Origin of the sequence: Streptococcus oralis (genome assembly GCF_003943825.1) — a bacterium.
GTDB classification, from domain to species: Bacteria; Bacillota; Bacilli; order Lactobacillales; family Streptococcaceae; genus Streptococcus; species Streptococcus oralis_CD.
The window spans coordinates 113065-128418 of sequence record NZ_RJNJ01000005.1 but is presented as its reverse complement, the minus strand read 5'-3'; the positions used below and the strand labels follow the sequence as shown (position 1 = coordinate 128418).

Sequence of the window (15354 nt, the reverse complement as noted above, 5' to 3'; positions counted from 1 at the left end):
TAAGTCTCTGACTTTGAAAAGAGTTGCCTTGACTAGAAAAGCAGAGTGAAAACATTTACACTTAGCTGAACTGTGATTTTTGAATGAGACTGTGGTATAATTGTTCAGTTAGAAATAAAAATTTAAATATTAGAGGAAATCATGACAAAATTAAGAGAAGATATCCGTAACATTGCGATTATCGCCCACGTTGACCACGGTAAAACAACCCTCGTTGATGAATTATTGAAGCAGTCTGAAACTCTTGATGCACGTACTGAATTGGCAGAGCGTGCTATGGACTCAAACGATATCGAAAAAGAGCGTGGAATTACTATCCTTGCGAAAAATACAGCCGTAGCCTACAACGGAACTCGTATCAATATAATGGACACACCAGGACACGCGGACTTCGGTGGAGAAGTTGAGCGTATCATGAAAATGGTTGATGGTGTTGTCTTGGTCGTAGATGCCTACGAAGGAACAATGCCACAGACTCGTTTCGTATTGAAAAAAGCCTTGGAACAAGACCTTGTCCCAATCGTGGTTGTCAACAAAATCGATAAACCATCAGCTCGTCCAGCAGAAGTAGTAGACGAAGTATTGGAGCTCTTCATTGAGCTTGGTGCAGACGATGACCAGCTTGATTTCCCAGTGGTGTATGCTTCAGCTATCAACGGGACTTCTTCATTGTCAGATGATCCAGCTGATCAAGAAAAAACAATGGCGCCAATCTTTGACACCATCATCGACCATATCCCAGCTCCAGTGGACAACTCAGATGAACCGTTACAGTTCCAAGTCTCACTCTTGGACTACAATGACTTCGTAGGACGTATCGGTATTGGTCGTGTCTTCCGTGGTAGTGTGAAAGTTGGGGACCAAGTTACCCTTTCTAAACTAGATGGTACAACGAAGAACTTCCGTGTTACAAAACTCTTCGGTTTCTTTGGTTTGGAACGTCGTGAAATCCAAGAAGCTAAAGCAGGTGACTTGATTGCCGTTTCAGGTATGGAAGATATCTTTGTTGGTGAGACGATTACACCGACAGATGCAGTTGAGCCTCTTCCAATCCTTCACATCGATGAGCCAACGCTTCAAATGACCTTCTTGGTCAACAACTCACCATTTGCTGGTAAAGAAGGTAAATGGGTGACTTCTCGTAAGGTGGAAGAACGCTTGCAGGCCGAATTGCAAACAGACGTTTCCCTTCGTGTTGACCCAACGGATTCCCCAGATAAATGGACTGTCTCAGGTCGTGGAGAATTGCACTTGTCAATCCTGATCGAAACTATGCGCCGTGAGGGGTATGAACTTCAAGTGTCTCGTCCAGAAGTTATCGTAAAAGAAATCGACGGTGTTAAATGTGAGCCATTTGAACGTGTGCAAATCGATACTCCAGAAGAATACCAAGGTTCTGTTATCCAAAGCCTCTCTGAACGTAAGGGTGAAATGTTGGATATGATTTCAACTGGTAATGGTCAAACTCGTTTGGTCTTCCTTGTTCCAGCGCGTGGTTTAATCGGTTACTCAACTGAGTTCTTGTCAATGACTCGTGGTTACGGTATCATGAACCATACCTTCGACCAATACTTGCCATTGATTCCAGGAGAAATTGGTGGACGTCACCGTGGTGCCCTCGTTTCTATTGATGCTGGTAAGGCTACAACTTACTCAATCATGTCTATCGAAGAACGTGGAACCATCTTTGTCAACCCAGGTACTGAGGTTTACGAAGGAATGATCATCGGTGAAAACTCTCGTGAAAACGACTTGACAGTTAACATCACTAAGGCCAAACAAATGACCAACGTCCGTTCAGCTACTAAGGACCAAACAGCGGTTATCAAGACACCTCGTATCTTGACCCTTGAAGAGTCTCTTGAGTTCTTGAATGACGATGAGTACATGGAAGTAACGCCTGAGTCTATCCGTTTGCGTAAGCAAATCCTCAACAAGGCAGAGCGCGAGAAAGCCAACAAAAAGAAAAAATCAGCTGAATAAGAGCTAGAAAGAGATAAAGATGGTCTATTTAATCATAGGGATACTCTTATTACTACTCTATGTATTTGCGACACCCCAAAGTATCAAAGGAACAGTCAACATCGTTATCTTGGTCTTTGTAGTTGTTGCTCTCTTGATTTTGCTGATGTTGTCCATCTTGCAAATCTTCCAACTACCGACAGAATTCTTTGTCACAATAGCCATGCTTGCCCTTGCCTACTTTAGCTTGAGGGACATTACGCTCATGCCTGAAAAAAAGGGTAAAAGAAGATAAAAGAAAGAGAGCTGCGGCTCTCTTTTTCAATGTCAGAATGAGGGCTAGAGCATTTTCGTTTAGTATTATTTCCATAAAAATGGTAAAATAGTAGGAGTAGAAATGGAGTTTGAGACATGAAAGTAATCGATCAGTTTAAAAATAAGAAAGTTCTTGTTTTAGGTTTGGCTAAGTCTGGTGAGTCTGCGGCCCGTTTGCTAGACAAGCTAGGTGCTATTGTGACAGTAAATGACGGCAAACCTTTTGAGGAAAATCCTGCTGCGCAAAGTTTGCTAGAAGAGGGAATCAAGGTTGTCACTGGTGGGCATCCTTTGGAATTGTTGGATGAGGATTTCGCTCTGATGGTGAAAAATCCAGGTATCCCGTATAGCAATCCCATGATTGAAAAGGCATTGGCAAAGGGGATTCCAGTCCTGACTGAGGTGGAATTGGCTTATTTAATCTCAGAAGCGCCAATTATCGGTATCACTGGTTCAAATGGGAAAACAACCACAACGACGATGATTGGGGAAGTTTTAACTGCTGCTGGTCAACATGGTCTCTTATCAGGGAATATTGGCTATCCTGCTAGTCAAGTGGCTCAAACTGCGACAGCCAAGGACACGCTCGTCATGGAACTTTCTTCTTTCCAACTGATGGGTGTTCAAGAATTCCATCCTGAGATTGCGGTTATTACCAATCTCATGCCAACTCATATCGACTATCATGGTTCTTTTGAGGAGTATGTGGCGGCTAAGTGGAATATCCAGAACAAGATGACAGCAGCTGATTTCCTTGTCTTGAACTTTAACCAAGACTTGGCAAAAGAATTGGCTAGCAAAACACAAGCTACTGTTGTACCATTTTCAACACAGGAAAAGGTTGATGGAGCTTATTTGGAAGATGGTCAACTCTACTTCCGTGGAGAAGTGGTCATGGCAGCTGATGAGATTGGTGTTCCAGGTAGCCACAATGTGGAAAATGCCCTTGCGACCATTGCGGTAGCCAAGCTCCGTGGTGTAGACAACCAAACCATCAAGGAAACTCTTTCAGCCTTTGGTGGTGTAAAACACCGTCTCCAATTCGTGGATGAGATTAAGGGTGTCAAATTCTATAATGATAGCAAATCAACCAATATCTTAGCGACTCAAAAAGCCTTGTCAGGATTTGACAACAGTAAGGTTATCTTAATTGCAGGTGGTTTAGACCGAGGCAATGAGTTTGACGAATTGGTGCCAGATATTACAGGGCTCAAGAAGATGGTTATCCTCGGTCAATCTGCAGAACGTGTCAAACGGGCAGCGGAGAAGGCTGGTGTGGCTTATGTAGATGCGACAGATATTGCTGATGCGACCCGCAAGGCTTATGAGCTCGCGACTCAAGGAGATGTGGTTCTCCTCAGTCCTGCCAATGCTAGCTGGGATATGTATGCTAACTTTGAAGCACGTGGAGATCTTTTCATCGACACAGTAGCGGAGTTAAAGGAATAATATGAAAAAAATTGTCTTTACAGGTGGGGGGACGGTTGGACATGTCACCCTCAACCTTTTGTTAATGCCCAAGTTCATCGAAGACGGCTGGGAAGTTCACTATATTGGTGATAAACACGGAATCGAACACCAAGAAATCCTCAAGTCAGGTTTGAATGTGACCTTCCACTCTATTGCGACTGGGAAGTTGCGTCGCTATTTCTCTTGGCAAAATATGCTGGACGTGTTTAAAGTTGGTTGGGGAATTGTCCAATCGCTCTTTATCATGTTACGACTGCGTCCACAGGCTCTTTTTTCAAAGGGGGGATTTGTCTCTGTACCGCCGGTTATCGCAGCGCGAGTGTCAGGAGTGCCAGTCTTTATTCATGAATCTGACCTGTCTATGGGCTTGGCCAATAAAATTGCCTATAAATTTGCGACCAAGATGTATTCGACATTTGAGCAGGCTGCTGGTCTCGCAAAAGTCGAGCATGTGGGTGCTGTGACCAAGGTTTCAGACCAAAAAACTCCTGAACCAGATGAATTGGTGGATATCCAAACTCACTTTGATCCTAAATTGCCAACGGTATTGTTTGTTGGTGGTTCTGCAGGAGCTCGTGTATTTAACCAATTGGTGACAGATCATAAGCAAGGACTGACCGAACGCTACAATATTATCAATCTCACTGGAGATTCAAACCTCAATGAATTGAGTCAAAATCTCTTTCGTGTTGATTATGTGACAGATCTCTATCAACCCTTGATGGAGATGGCAGATGTGGTGGTGACGCGTGGCGGTGCTAATACGATTTTTGAGCTCTTGGCCATGGCGAAACTCCATCTCATCGTACCATTGGGTCGTGAAGCAAGTCGAGGAGATCAGATTGAAAATGCAGCCTACTTTGTTAAGAAAGGCTACGCAGAAGAACTTCAAGAAAGTGACTTGACCTTGGAAAGTTTGGAGGAGAAACTCAGTCACTTGCTTAGTCACAAGGACCAATACCAAGCTAGCATGAAGGCTTCGACTGAATTGAAATCTCTTGCAGATTTTTACGATCTACTAAGAAAAGACCTAGCATAAGGAATATCAATGTCAAAGGATAAGAAAAAAGAATCAAACCAGAAGCAAGAATTGTCTGAATGGCAGAAACGAAACCAGGAATACCTGAAGAAGAAGGCTGAGGAAGAAGCTGCCCTAGCTGAAGAGAAGGAAAAGGAAAAACAAGCTCGTAAGGAAGCCAACTCGAAACTATTGGAGGAATCCAAGAAATCATCGAGTGAGTCAGATGAGGAAGCCTCAAGTCCAAGCAAGGAACCATCCGAAAAAGAAGAAAAATCTCAAAAGGATGACCGGAAAGTCAAAGAGGAAAAAGAGAAGAAGAAAAAAGAAAAACCAGAGAAACCAGAAAAACCTGCCAAGCCTAAAATTGCGCATGTCCATATTTGGCGAGCTGTGAGTATCTTGGTTCCCAGTGTTCTGGTCCTCCTTCTTTCAGTCTATCTATTGACGCCACTTTCGACCATCAAAAATATCGAGGTTAAGGGAAATAGTAACACGCATACGGATGACATCAAACAGGCTTCTGGAATTCAAGATAGCGACTATACTTTAGCCCTATTGTTGGATAAGGAAACATACGCTGAGCGAATCAAGTCCAATCATTGGATAGAATCAGCGAAGATTAACTATCAATTTCCGACTAACTTTACGATTGAGGTTAAGGAATTCGATATTGTTGGTTATTATGTGTCTGGTGAAGAACATTATCCTATTCTGTCTAGTGGTACAGTAGAGTCAACTCCTGTTGATCGCTTAAACTTGCCTGAGACTTATCTGACAGTTACCTTTAACGATGAGCAGCAGGTGAAAAAGCTGATAACAGGATTGTCTACCATCAGTGAGGATATCAAGAGTCAAATCCAGAAAATCGAATTAGCACCGAGCAAGGCAACAGCAGATCTTTTAAAAATTACCATGCTGGATACAGATGAGGTTTTGGTTCCCCTATCAGAATTGAGCAAGAAATTGCCTTATTACAGCAAAATCAAGCCACAATTGTCAGAACCGAGTGTAGTCGATATGGAAGCTGGAGTATACAGCTACACGATAGCGGATAAGCTGATAGAAGAAGCAGAAGAAAAAGCCAAACAAGAGGCCAAGGAAGCTGAGAAGAAAAAACAGGAAGAAGAAAAGAAAAAACAAGAAGAACAGGGAAATCAAAGCCAAACGAGCCAGCAATCACAGAGTCGTTAGACTAACTTTTCCTCTTAATTTTGAATGGTATAGAAGTCCAGTTTCGAGTTTTTGCTTGACAAGTCCTACTATAAATAATAGAATAGAAAAAAACCTTTAAAGCAGTCCAGAGAGGCAGCTAAGGTTAGACGGTGAAAGGGTGGACTCTACCCATTTTTCGTGGAACCTTGCTGTTGGCAGGTTCCTTTTTTCATGCTCTCTAGCTTACAAAGGTAAAAGGAGAAAGGTATGCGTGAACATCGTCCAGTTATTGCTCTTGATTTTCCTAGTTTTGAGGCGGTCAAGGAATTTTTATCTCTTTTCCCAGCAGAAGAAAGTCTTTATCTAAAAGTAGGGATGGAGCTTTATTATGCGGAAGGTCCGGAAGTTGTCCGTTATTTGAAGTCACTGGGGCATAGTGTCTTTTTGGACCTCAAGCTACATGATATTCCAAATACAGTTAAATCGGCTATGAAGGTCTTGTCTCAGCTTGGTGTGGACATGACAAATGTTCATGCTGCTGGTGGTGTGGAGATGATGAAGGCTGCGCGTGAAGGTCTTGGAACACAAGCCAAATTGATCGCTGTGACCCAGCTTACATCAACGTCGGAAAGCCAGATGCAGGATTTTCAAAATATCCAAACCACTCTGCAAGAGTCTGTGATTCACTATGCCAAGAAGACAGCTGAAGCTGGTTTAGACGGTGTCGTTTGCTCAGCTCAGGAAGTGCAACTCATCAAGCAGGCCACCAATCCAGATTTTATCTGTCTGACACCAGGTATTCGTCCAGCGGGAGCTGCAGTTGGAGACCAAAAACGCGTCATGACGCCAGCGGATGCTTATCAAATCGGTAGTGACTATATCGTAGTGGGACGTCCCATTACCCAAGCTGAGGATCCTGTTGCAGCTTATCATGCCATCAAGGATGAATGGAACCAAGATTGAAATTAAAGAAATAGATTATAAAACAAAAGGAGAATACTATGACACTTGCTAAAGATATCGCTAGCCACCTCTTGAAAATTCAAGCCGTTTACCTCAAACCAGAGGAGCCTTTCACTTGGGCATCTGGTATCAAATCGCCGATTTATACTGACAACCGTGTGACGCTAGCCTATCCAGAAACTCGTACCCTAATTGAAAATGGTTTTGTGGAAGCTATTAAAGCAGAATTTCCAGAAGTAGAAGTGATTGCAGGAACTGCGACAGCAGGAATTCCTCACGGAGCCATCATCGCTGACAAGATGAACTTGCCTTTTGCCTACATTCGCAGCAAACCAAAAGACCACGGAGCTGGTAACCAAATCGAAGGTCGTGTAGCTCAAGGTCAAAAGATGGTAGTAGTTGAAGACCTCATTTCAACGGGTGGGTCTGTTCTTGAAGCCGTAGCAGCAGCTAAACGCGAAGGAGCCGATGTTCTTGGTGTCGTAGCGATTTTCAGTTATCAATTGCCGAAAGCCGATAAGAATTTTGCGGATGCTGATGTGAAATTGGTGACACTTTCAAATTACAGCGAACTGATCCACTTAGCCCAAGAAGAAGGTTACATCACGCCAGAAGGACTCGCTCTCCTAAAACGCTTTAAAGAAGACCAAGAAAATTGGCAAAATGCCTAAAACATAGAAAATCAGGTAGTCACTAGGATTACCTGATTTCTGTTTATTTTCGAAGAGTATTAGTCGACTTTTCCACCTTCAACAACTAGATCATCTGCTTTAGCAGCGTCACCGTAGGTTGGGTGAAGTGTCTTTTCATAAGCCTTGTGGAAGAAGTTTTCTTTACCTAATTTTTCAATTTCTTGGTTGATGTAGTCAAGAAGTTCTTGATTACCCTTTTGAACTGCTGGCGCAATGGTGTCTGGGTCACCGAGGGAAGTAATTCCTACTTCAAATCCTTTATTTTCGAGAGCCCAAGCTAGAACTTCCGTATTGTCAGTAGAGAAGGCATCACCACGTCCGTCAAGAAGGGCTTGGTAGGCATCGCTATATTGGTCGTATTTTTGGAGTTTTACTTCTGGGTGATTTTTCTCAAAATAAGTTTCAGCAGTCGTTCCCTTTGTAACAATCAAGGTTTTGCCTTCTAATTCTTTGACGTCTTTGATGACTTTATCTTTTGGTGACACAACACCGAGGGAAACTTTCATGTAAGGAAGGGCAAAGTCAACTTGTTTCTTACGTTCGTCAGTAACTGTGAAGTTGGCAAGGGTGATATCCACCTTGTTTGAAATCAAGTATTCAGCACGGTTGGCAGCATCAACAGAAACGTATTTAACCTTTACACCAAGGTCTTGAGCTAATTGGTTACCCAATTCGATATCGTAGCCTTGGTAAGAACCGTCGTTGTCAACATAACCAAATGGCTTTTTGTCTCCAAATACGGCGATTCGTACCTCACCACTTTTTTTGATTTCGTCGATAGTGCGGGCCTTGGCGGTTGTTTTTCCTGATGAAGCATCAGAGCTTCCACTTGAGCTACAAGCTGTGACAAAGATAAGCGCAAATGCTAGAGCAAAAACAGTTAGAATTGGTTTGAGTAGTTTCATAAAAATCTCCTTTATAGATATGAGCCGAACTGGCTAAAGTCAAAGACGTTTAAAAATTCCTGTGCTCGTTTGGTTTGTGGATTAGTGAAGAATTCCTGAGCCGTTCCTTCTTCAGCAATTTTCCCTTGGTCGAGAAAGATTATCCGATCTGCAATAGCTTGGGCAAACTGCATTTCGTGGGTTACCAGAATCATGGTGCGCCCTTCTTGAGCCAAGTCATTGATGAGTTCCAGAACTTCACGCACCATTTCAGGATCCAGCGAAGCCGTCACTTCGTCAAAGAGGATAATTTCTGGATGCATGAGAAGGGCACGGACAATTGCCACTCGTTGTTTCTGTCCACCGGATAATTGGCGAGCAAAACTGTCTTTTTTATCGAGCAATCCGACACGTTCCAGTAGTTGCAAAGCTTCCTCCGTTACTTCTTTCTTGTCTCGTCCCTGAGCTTTGATAGGGCCTAGGATGAGGTTTTGAAGGACATCTAGGTGAGGAAAGAGTTCATAACTTTGAAAGACCATGCCAATCTTTTGACGAACCAGGTGAAAGTTTTTCTGATTGCCAATAATGGACTGGCCATCCAGAAGAATATCTCCACCTTGAATGGTTTCTAGACCATTGAGGCAACGAAGGAGAGTGCTTTTTCCGCAACCAGATGGCCCAAGAATAACCACAACCTCCCCTTTTTTGATTTGCAAGGATAGACCTTGGAGGATAGGATTGTCTCCGAAGGATTTTTTTAGGTCCTTGATTTCTAAAATAGTTTCAGACATTTAGTTCCTCCAATGTTTTTCTAAGTGAGTGGATAGTTTGGAAATAGGAAAACAGACTGCGAAATACAGGACCAGAATGGTTCCATAAATCCAAAAGGAAGCGGTTGGGATTGTCAAGCGATTGCTGTCAATGATTTGTTGTCCAACCTTGGTAACTTCCACAACCCCAATCAAGACAACTAAGGAAGTCGTTTTGATCATACGAGTGACAAGATTGATGGCTTGTGGTAGTAGTCTTCTCAAGACCTGTGGAATGATAATGTGATAGTAAAGTTGGAAGTTGGTCAAGCCCAGAGCCTGTCCGCTTTCAAACTGATGTTTAGGGAGAGAAGTGATGGCTCCACGTACCAAGTCCCCCATTTCAGCTGTACCCCAGAGGGTAAAAACAATAATAGCCGAAGTCTCGCCTGAGATATTGATATTAAAGTTTCGAGCTAAGCCGAAATAAACGATGAAAAGTAGTACCAGCTGGGGCATGATACGGATAAATTCCAGATAAAAGCGTGTTAAAAAACGAATAACTCTAGAATGGTAGGTCATGATGATTCCCATGACTGTTCCGAAAATCATTGATAGAAGGACGGAGAGAATGGAAATTCCAATCGTGACACCCAATCCCTGTAGAATACGCAGGAGATTATTTCCCTGAAAGAGTACTTGCATTCCCGAATCCTGCATGGCGGAGCCTCCTTTCTATCCAGCTAAAGACTAGAGAGATGGGTAGAAGCATGATCAGGTAAGCAACTACCAACATGGCTAGTGCAATGTCTGTCTCATAATAGAGTCCAATCAAGTCCTTGGCGACGTACATGAGATCGGCTAAGGCTACCGCAGAGAAGACAGAGGTTTCTTTGATGAGAAAAATGACATTGGCACTAAAGGACGGTAGAGCAACCGCAGTCGCTTGCGGAAGAACCACATAGCGAAAGACCTGTACAGGCGTTAGACCGATGGCTAGACCAATCTCGTGCTGGGTTTGACTAACTGCTTCCAGTCCGCTTCTGAAAGATTCAGCCATGTAGGAGCCACCTAAAAAGATGAGCCCAACTGTTGCACAGACTTCTGAAGAAAGAACAATCCCTATTCGGGGAAGCCCGAAGTAGAGGAAGAAGAGCTGAATCAAAAGGGGCGTGTTTCGTGACAATTCGATGTAGGCTGTTGCTAGCTGTGAAAAGATAGGAACGCGATAATGCCGAATGACACTAACGATTAGACCAACAAGAAAAGAACCCAGAATTCCCCAAACTGCGATATGTAAGGTCAGAAAGAATGCCTTTTGATAGAGCGGTAAATATTGTTCAACAATGGACCAATCCAAAATAGAACCTCCCATCTAGGAATAATATAGCTATTGTAGCACTAAAGGGCATGTTTGGATAATATGAATTTTTTATCACAATGATAGAAAATATTTATCATGTCTGTGATTTGAAATTCCCAGACAAAATTTTTGAAAGGATTCTGAAAAAGAGGTAAGATAGTTTATGTAAGAAAAAGTAAACGCTTACTTAATAAGGAGGACACTTTATGTCATATAAAACAAGTAATGCAGAAGGACCTGTAGATTTTATTAACACTTATGATTTGGAGCCAATGGCGCAACAAGTCATTCCTAAAGCTGCCTTTGGTTATATCGCTAGTGGAGCAGAGGATACTTTCACTCTACGCGAGAACATCCGTGCCTTTAACCACAAACTCATCGTTCCGCATACGCTTTGTGATGTGGAAAATCCAAGTACAGAGATTGAATTTGCAGGTGAAAAATTATCTTCACCCATCATTATGGCGCCTGTTGCGGCTCATAAATTGGCAAATGAGCAGGGGGAAGTAGCTACTGCGCGTGGTGTGCATGAATTTGGTTCTCTTTATACAACCAGCTCTTACTCTACTGTTGACCTTCCAGAAATTACGGAAGCTCTTCAAGGGACACCTCATTGGTTCCAATTTTACTTTAGTAAAGATGATGGGATCAACCGCCACATCATGGACCGTGTGAAGGCTGAAGGCTACAAAGCGATTGTCTTGACGGCAGATGCAACTGTAGGGGGCAATCGTGAGGTCGACAAACGCAATGGATTCGTCTTTCCAGTTGGCATGCCGATTGTTGAGGAATACCTGCCAGAAGGTGCTGGAAAATCAATGGACTTTGTTTACAAATCAGCTAAACAACGCTTGTCTCCACGTGATGTCGAATTTATCGCTGCATACTCAGGACTTCCTGTGTATGTCAAGGGACCACAATGCCGTGAGGACGTTGAACGCTCTCTTGCCGCAGGTGCTTCTGGTATCTGGGTAACCAACCACGGTGGCCGCCAAATCGACGGTGGACCAGCTGCCTTTGACTCACTTCAAGAAGTGGCTGAAGCAGTTGATAAACGTGTGCCAATTGTCTTTGACTCTGGTGTTCGTCGTGGTCAGCACGTCTTTAAAGCCTTGGCTTCAGGAGCAGACTTGGTAGCTATTGGGCGCCCTGTTATTTATGGCTTGGCTCTTGGCGGTAGTGTTGGTGTGCGTCAAGTCTTTGAGCACTTGAATGCAGAATTGAAGACAGTCATGCAGTTATCTGGAACTCAGACTATTGAGGATGTCAAACACTTCAAACTGCGTCACAACCCATACAATCCAACCTTCCCAGTTGACCCTCGTGACTTAAAATTGTATTGATAAAGAAGACGGCCTCCACCTTATGTGGAGGTTTTTCTTCGTGTATAGAAAGATTAAATCGTTATTAGAAACTATATAAATATATTTTTCGGTCAAATATCTTGCTAGGGCTTTCATTTTTTGCTATACTGGTCTAGTAATAAAATAATAAAGACATTTGGGGTGCCTTAGGCTGAGATGATACCCATTGAACCTGATACAGTTAATACTGGCGAAGGGAAATGTGAAAAGGTTTTTTTCGTATGTCGAAAAGAACTGTCTAATCTTGTAAGCTAAACTCTAATTCTCGTTTGTAATTGGAGTTTTTTTGTTTATCAAAAGAGGATAGGCTTTTTTAGGTAGCTCTCTGCAAATGCCCTCGATGTTCTTTAAAAGTATCAAGTGGAATTACGATTTTGCTTGGTATCTCTTGATATTTTATTGATTACGAACGAGTAAAGAGAGGAAAAGTAATATGGAAACACGAGACTATGCATTTCAGCCAGGTTTGACCGTTGGAGAATTATTAAAAAGCAATCAGAAGGATTGGCAGGCTGCAATCAATCATCGTTTTGTTAAGGAACTTTTTGCGGGGACAATTGAGAATAAGGTCTTAAAAGACTACCTGATTCAAGATTATAATTTCTTTGATGCCTTCTTATCCATGCTGGGTGCCTGTGTAGCTCACGCAGACCAGCTTGAATCCAAACTTCGTTTTGCTAAGCAACTAGGCTTTCTTGAAGCAGATGAAGATGGTTATTTCCAAAAGGCTTTCAAAGAGTTAAAGATAGCAGAGAATGACTATCTAGAAGTGAACTTGCACCCTGTAACAAAAGCGTTTCAGGAGCTAATGTATTCTGCTGTGGCTTCATCAGACTATGCTCATCTTTTGGTCATGCTGGTCATTGCAGAAGGTCTCTATTTAGGCTGGGGTTCTAAAGATTTGGCACTACCTGAAGCCTATATTCATTCGGAATGGATTAATCTACATAGAGGTCCTTTCTTTGCAGAGTGGGTTCAATTTCTAGTTGATGAACTTAATCGTGTCGGGAAAAATCGAGAAGATTTGACAGAACTTCAGCAACGCTGGAATCAAGCAGTTGCTTTGGAATTAGCTTTTTTTGATATTGGTTATGAATTATAGGACAGATTCAATACTTTTATGTAGATCAAAAGAATGAACAAACAAACTATATAAATATATTTTCCAGTCAAAGTTCTTGCTAGGGCTTTCAAATTCTGTTATACTGGTCCAGTAATTAAATAATAAAGACATTTGGGGTGCTTTAGGCTGAGATGATACCCATTGAACCTGATACAGTTAAGACTGGCGAAGGGAAATGTGAAAAGGTTTTTTTCGTATGTTGAAAAGAACTGTCTAATCTTGTAAGGTAAACTCTAATTCTCGTTTGTAATTGGAGTTTTTTTGTTTATACAAACTGGATAGGCTTGACGACAAGCCTTTTGGTAGCTCTCCTTGAATGCCCCACTTTTCTTTAAAAAAGGAGTTTTTTATGTTGAAAAAATGGCAGTTAAAAGATGTTATCTTGCTTGCTTTCTTGTCTATCTTTTTTGGTGGCGTTTTTGTGGGATCTGGCTATCTGTTTGATATCCTCACTCTGATTTTAGCCCCTCTTGGCTTGCAGGCCTTTGCCAATGAAATCCTCTTTGGTCTCTGGTGTATGGCTGCGCCCATTGCTGCCATCTTTGTTCCAAGAGTGGGAAGCGCAACGATTGGAGAAGTGCTAGCTGCGCTTGCTGAAGTCCTTTATGGTAGCCAATTCGGTCTAGGTGCCCTTTTGTCTGGCTTGGTTCAAGGTTTGGGAAGTGAACTTGGTTTTATCGTAACCAAGAATCGCTATGAAAGTTGGCTCTCTCTAACTGCTAATAGTATTGGGATTACGCTTGTTAGCTTTGTCTATGAATACATTAAATTAGGTTACTACGCCTTCTCCCTTCCTTTTGTCCTTTCCTTGCTGGTGGTTCGTTTTATTTCCGTCTTTTTCTTCTGTACCATCTTGGTTCGTACCATTGTCAAACTCTACCATCAGTTTGCAGCTGGAGGAAAGGCATAGATGGGCCTGGAATTAAGAGGGATTCAATCCCCAATCTTTTCGGAACCGATTGATTTTACTTTTCATGCGCAAGCTTTTACCTTGTTAGTTGGGAGCAGTGGTTCAGGAAAATCCAGTCTCTTTCAAATTATTGCTCAAGTCAGTTCTCTTCCCTATAGTGGTCAAGTCCTGATAGATGGGAGTCAGGTCAGTCAGCTTTCTATCGTCGAACGTGTCCAGACGGTTGGCATTCTCTTTCAAAATCCCAATCATCAATTTACCATGGAGAACTTGTTTGAAGAGCTGATTTTTACCTTGGAAAATATTGGGCATCCCGTTCAGGAAATTGATGCTAAAATAGCTGAGGTGGTCCGGCAATGTCGCTGCAAGGCAATCTTGAACCGTCCCATCCATCACTTATCAGGTGGGGAAAAGCAAAAAGCTGCACTGGCTGTTCTTTTTGCTATGAACCCTAGGGTCTATCTCTTGGATGAACCCTTTGCTTCCATTGATCGAAAAAGTAGGCTAGAGATCCTAGAGATTCTAAAAGAGTTGTCCTCTAATGGGAAGACAGTCATCCTGTGCGACCATGATTTATCAGACTATGGAGCCTACATTGACCATATGGTGGAGCTGAGAGACGGGCAACTAAGGGAAATAAATAAAATCCCAACCTCTGAGATGACACAGGTTGCTTCAAAGGAAGTTGCTTCTAACCCAGAACTATTCCATATGGACCGTGTGACTTGTGAGCTGGGAAATCGCCCCCTCTTTTCGATTGCTGATTTTACTATCTACCAAGGAATTTCCTGTATCTTGGGTGATAATGGTGTCGGGAAATCAACCCTCTTTCGCTCTATTCTTCAATTTCAAAAGTATAGAGGGCGCATTACTTGGAAGGGTTCGGTCCTAAAAAAGAAAAAGAGTCTGTATCGTGACCTGACGGGTGTCGTTCAGGAAGCTGAGAAGCAATTTATCCGAGTCAGTCTGCGAGAGGAACTGAAATTAGATAGCTCAGATACTGAAAGAAATCAGCGGATTCTCCAAGCATTACAATTTTTTAATTTGGAGCAGGTACTCGATAAGAGTCCTTATCAATTAAGTGGTGGCCAGCAAAAGATTCTTCAGCTATTGACCATCTTAACCAGCAAGGCTTCTGTGATTTTGCTAGATGAACCTTTTGCAGGTTTGGATGATAGAGCTTGCGACTATTTTTGTCAGTGGATGTTGGAGGAGAGCAATCAAGGAAGAAGTTTTTTGATCATTAGCCATCGTTTAGATCCCTTGATCTCTGTGGTCGATTATTGGATTGAGATGACTAGTGAGGGTCTTCGTCATATTAAAGACGTGACTATCAGCAAACCTCTCAGTTTTCTGAGTAGGAATACTCAAGGGGAGGTGAGGTAG

At 42.5% G+C, this 15354-nt stretch carries 15 protein-coding genes and 2 riboswitches; of the genes, 11 read left to right on the top strand and 4 right to left on the bottom strand.

What is annotated here, in order from left to right; translation table 11 throughout:
- Positions 1-141: 141 nt before the first annotated feature.
- The 7 genes from typA (at position 142) to pyrE (ending at position 7554) form a co-directional block, all read left to right on the top strand.
- A complete protein-coding gene (typA, locus tag D8863_RS05900) occupies positions 142-1983 on the top strand; it encodes a translational GTPase TypA (protein WP_000164119.1) in 1842 nt (613 codons plus the stop codon).
- Between the two features lie 19 nt (positions 1984-2002).
- Positions 2003-2257, top strand: coding sequence for a DUF3165 family protein (locus tag D8863_RS05895; protein WP_045590746.1), 255 nt, complete (start codon positions 2003-2005; stop codon positions 2255-2257).
- Positions 2258-2373: 116 nt separating this feature from the next.
- Positions 2374-3726, top strand: coding sequence for a UDP-N-acetylmuramoyl-L-alanine--D-glutamate ligase (gene murD, locus D8863_RS05890; protein ID WP_125441372.1), 1353 nt, complete (start codon positions 2374-2376; stop codon positions 3724-3726).
- Position 3727: 1 nt separating this feature from the next.
- Complete coding sequence (locus D8863_RS05885) at positions 3728-4786, top strand: UDP-N-acetylglucosamine--N-acetylmuramyl-(pentapeptide) pyrophosphoryl-undecaprenol N-acetylglucosamine transferase (protein ID WP_125441371.1); 1059 nt, start codon at positions 3728-3730, stop codon at positions 4784-4786.
- Positions 4787-4795: 9 nt separating this feature from the next.
- The gene (locus tag D8863_RS05880; RefSeq protein ID WP_125441370.1) at positions 4796-5959 is read left to right on the top strand and encodes a cell division protein FtsQ/DivIB; all 1164 of its coding nucleotides are present in this window, start codon (positions 4796-4798) and stop codon (positions 5957-5959) included.
- A gap of 228 nt (positions 5960-6187) precedes the next feature.
- A complete protein-coding gene (gene pyrF / locus D8863_RS05875; RefSeq protein ID WP_125441369.1) occupies positions 6188-6883 on the top strand; it encodes an orotidine-5'-phosphate decarboxylase in 696 nt (231 codons plus the stop codon).
- Between the two features lie 38 nt (positions 6884-6921).
- Positions 6922-7554: an orotate phosphoribosyltransferase gene (pyrE, locus tag D8863_RS05870; protein WP_042769052.1), complete on the top strand. Its 633-nt coding sequence runs from the start codon at positions 6922-6924 to the stop codon at positions 7552-7554.
- Between the two features lie 59 nt (positions 7555-7613).
- Here pyrE and D8863_RS05865 read toward each other — a convergent pair whose 3' ends face one another.
- Genes D8863_RS05865 through D8863_RS05850 form a run of 4 tightly spaced genes read right to left on the bottom strand, consistent with a single transcriptional unit; the run spans position 7614 to position 10568 of the window.
- Positions 7614-8480, bottom strand: coding sequence for a cysteine ABC transporter substrate-binding protein (locus D8863_RS05865; RefSeq protein WP_125441368.1), 867 nt, complete (start codon positions 8478-8480; stop codon positions 7614-7616).
- An 11-nt stretch (positions 8481-8491) separates the two neighbouring features.
- On the bottom strand, positions 8492-9250 hold the full coding sequence (locus D8863_RS05860; protein WP_125441367.1) for an amino acid ABC transporter ATP-binding protein: 759 nt from the start codon (positions 9248-9250) through the stop codon (positions 8492-8494).
- Positions 9251-9928: an amino acid ABC transporter permease gene (locus D8863_RS05855; RefSeq protein WP_002893103.1), complete on the bottom strand. Its 678-nt coding sequence runs from the start codon at positions 9926-9928 to the stop codon at positions 9251-9253.
- Positions 9888-10568, bottom strand: a complete 681-nt coding sequence (locus D8863_RS05850; protein ID WP_000384102.1) for an amino acid ABC transporter permease — start codon at positions 10566-10568, stop codon at positions 9888-9890. Before D8863_RS05850 ends, D8863_RS05855 begins: the two co-directional genes overlap by 41 nt.
- Before the next feature lie 209 nt (positions 10569-10777).
- Between D8863_RS05850 and lctO the strand changes: the two genes are divergently transcribed.
- The 4 genes from lctO to D8863_RS05830 all read left to right on the top strand — a co-directional run bounded on the left by lctO (position 10778) and on the right by D8863_RS05830 (position 15354).
- The gene (gene lctO, locus D8863_RS05845) at positions 10778-11914 is read left to right on the top strand and encodes an L-lactate oxidase (protein ID WP_000120736.1); all 1137 of its coding nucleotides are present in this window, start codon (positions 10778-10780) and stop codon (positions 11912-11914) included.
- Between the two features lie 148 nt (positions 11915-12062).
- Positions 12063-12151, top strand: a riboswitch (TPP riboswitch).
- 217 nt (positions 12152-12368) lie between these two features.
- Positions 12369-13037, top strand: coding sequence for a TenA family protein (locus tag D8863_RS05840; RefSeq protein ID WP_125441366.1), 669 nt, complete (start codon positions 12369-12371; stop codon positions 13035-13037).
- A gap of 123 nt (positions 13038-13160) precedes the next feature.
- A riboswitch (TPP riboswitch) is annotated at positions 13161-13249 on the top strand.
- Positions 13250-13407: 158 nt separating this feature from the next.
- Positions 13408-13968, top strand: a complete 561-nt coding sequence (locus D8863_RS05835) for an ECF transporter S component (RefSeq protein WP_185761454.1) — start codon at positions 13408-13410, stop codon at positions 13966-13968.
- A complete protein-coding gene (locus tag D8863_RS05830; RefSeq protein ID WP_125441364.1) occupies positions 13969-15354 on the top strand; it encodes an ATP-binding cassette domain-containing protein in 1386 nt (461 codons plus the stop codon).

Bases quoted from the DNA above. Each gene is read 5' to 3' on its own strand.
- D8863_RS05840 (WP_125441366.1), top strand. From the start codon at position 12,369: ATGGAAACACGAGACTATGCATTTCAGCCAGGTTTGACCGTTGGAGAA.
- murD (WP_125441372.1), top strand. From the start codon at position 2,374: ATGAAAGTAATCGATCAGTTTAAAAATAAGAAAGTTCTTGTTTTAGGT.
- D8863_RS05855 (WP_002893103.1), bottom strand. From the start codon at position 9,928: ATGCAGGATTCGGGAATGCAAGTACTCTTTCAGGGAAATAATCTCCTG.
- typA (WP_000164119.1), top strand. From the start codon at position 142: ATGACAAAATTAAGAGAAGATATCCGTAACATTGCGATTATCGCCCAC.
- D8863_RS05860 (WP_125441367.1), bottom strand. From the start codon at position 9,250: ATGTCTGAAACTATTTTAGAAATCAAGGACCTAAAAAAATCCTTCGGA.
- D8863_RS05885 (WP_125441371.1), top strand. From the start codon at position 3,728: ATGAAAAAAATTGTCTTTACAGGTGGGGGGACGGTTGGACATGTCACC.
- D8863_RS05880 (WP_125441370.1), top strand. From the start codon at position 4,796: ATGTCAAAGGATAAGAAAAAAGAATCAAACCAGAAGCAAGAATTGTCT.
- D8863_RS05830 (WP_125441364.1), top strand. From the start codon at position 13,969: ATGGGCCTGGAATTAAGAGGGATTCAATCCCCAATCTTTTCGGAACCG.
- D8863_RS05865 (WP_125441368.1), bottom strand. From the start codon at position 8,480: ATGAAACTACTCAAACCAATTCTAACTGTTTTTGCTCTAGCATTTGCG.
- lctO (WP_000120736.1), top strand. From the start codon at position 10,778: ATGTCATATAAAACAAGTAATGCAGAAGGACCTGTAGATTTTATTAAC.
- pyrF (WP_125441369.1), top strand. From the start codon at position 6,188: ATGCGTGAACATCGTCCAGTTATTGCTCTTGATTTTCCTAGTTTTGAG.
- pyrE (WP_042769052.1), top strand. From the start codon at position 6,922: ATGACACTTGCTAAAGATATCGCTAGCCACCTCTTGAAAATTCAAGCC.
- D8863_RS05835 (WP_185761454.1), top strand. From the start codon at position 13,408: ATGTTGAAAAAATGGCAGTTAAAAGATGTTATCTTGCTTGCTTTCTTG.
- D8863_RS05895 (WP_045590746.1), top strand. From the start codon at position 2,003: ATGGTCTATTTAATCATAGGGATACTCTTATTACTACTCTATGTATTT.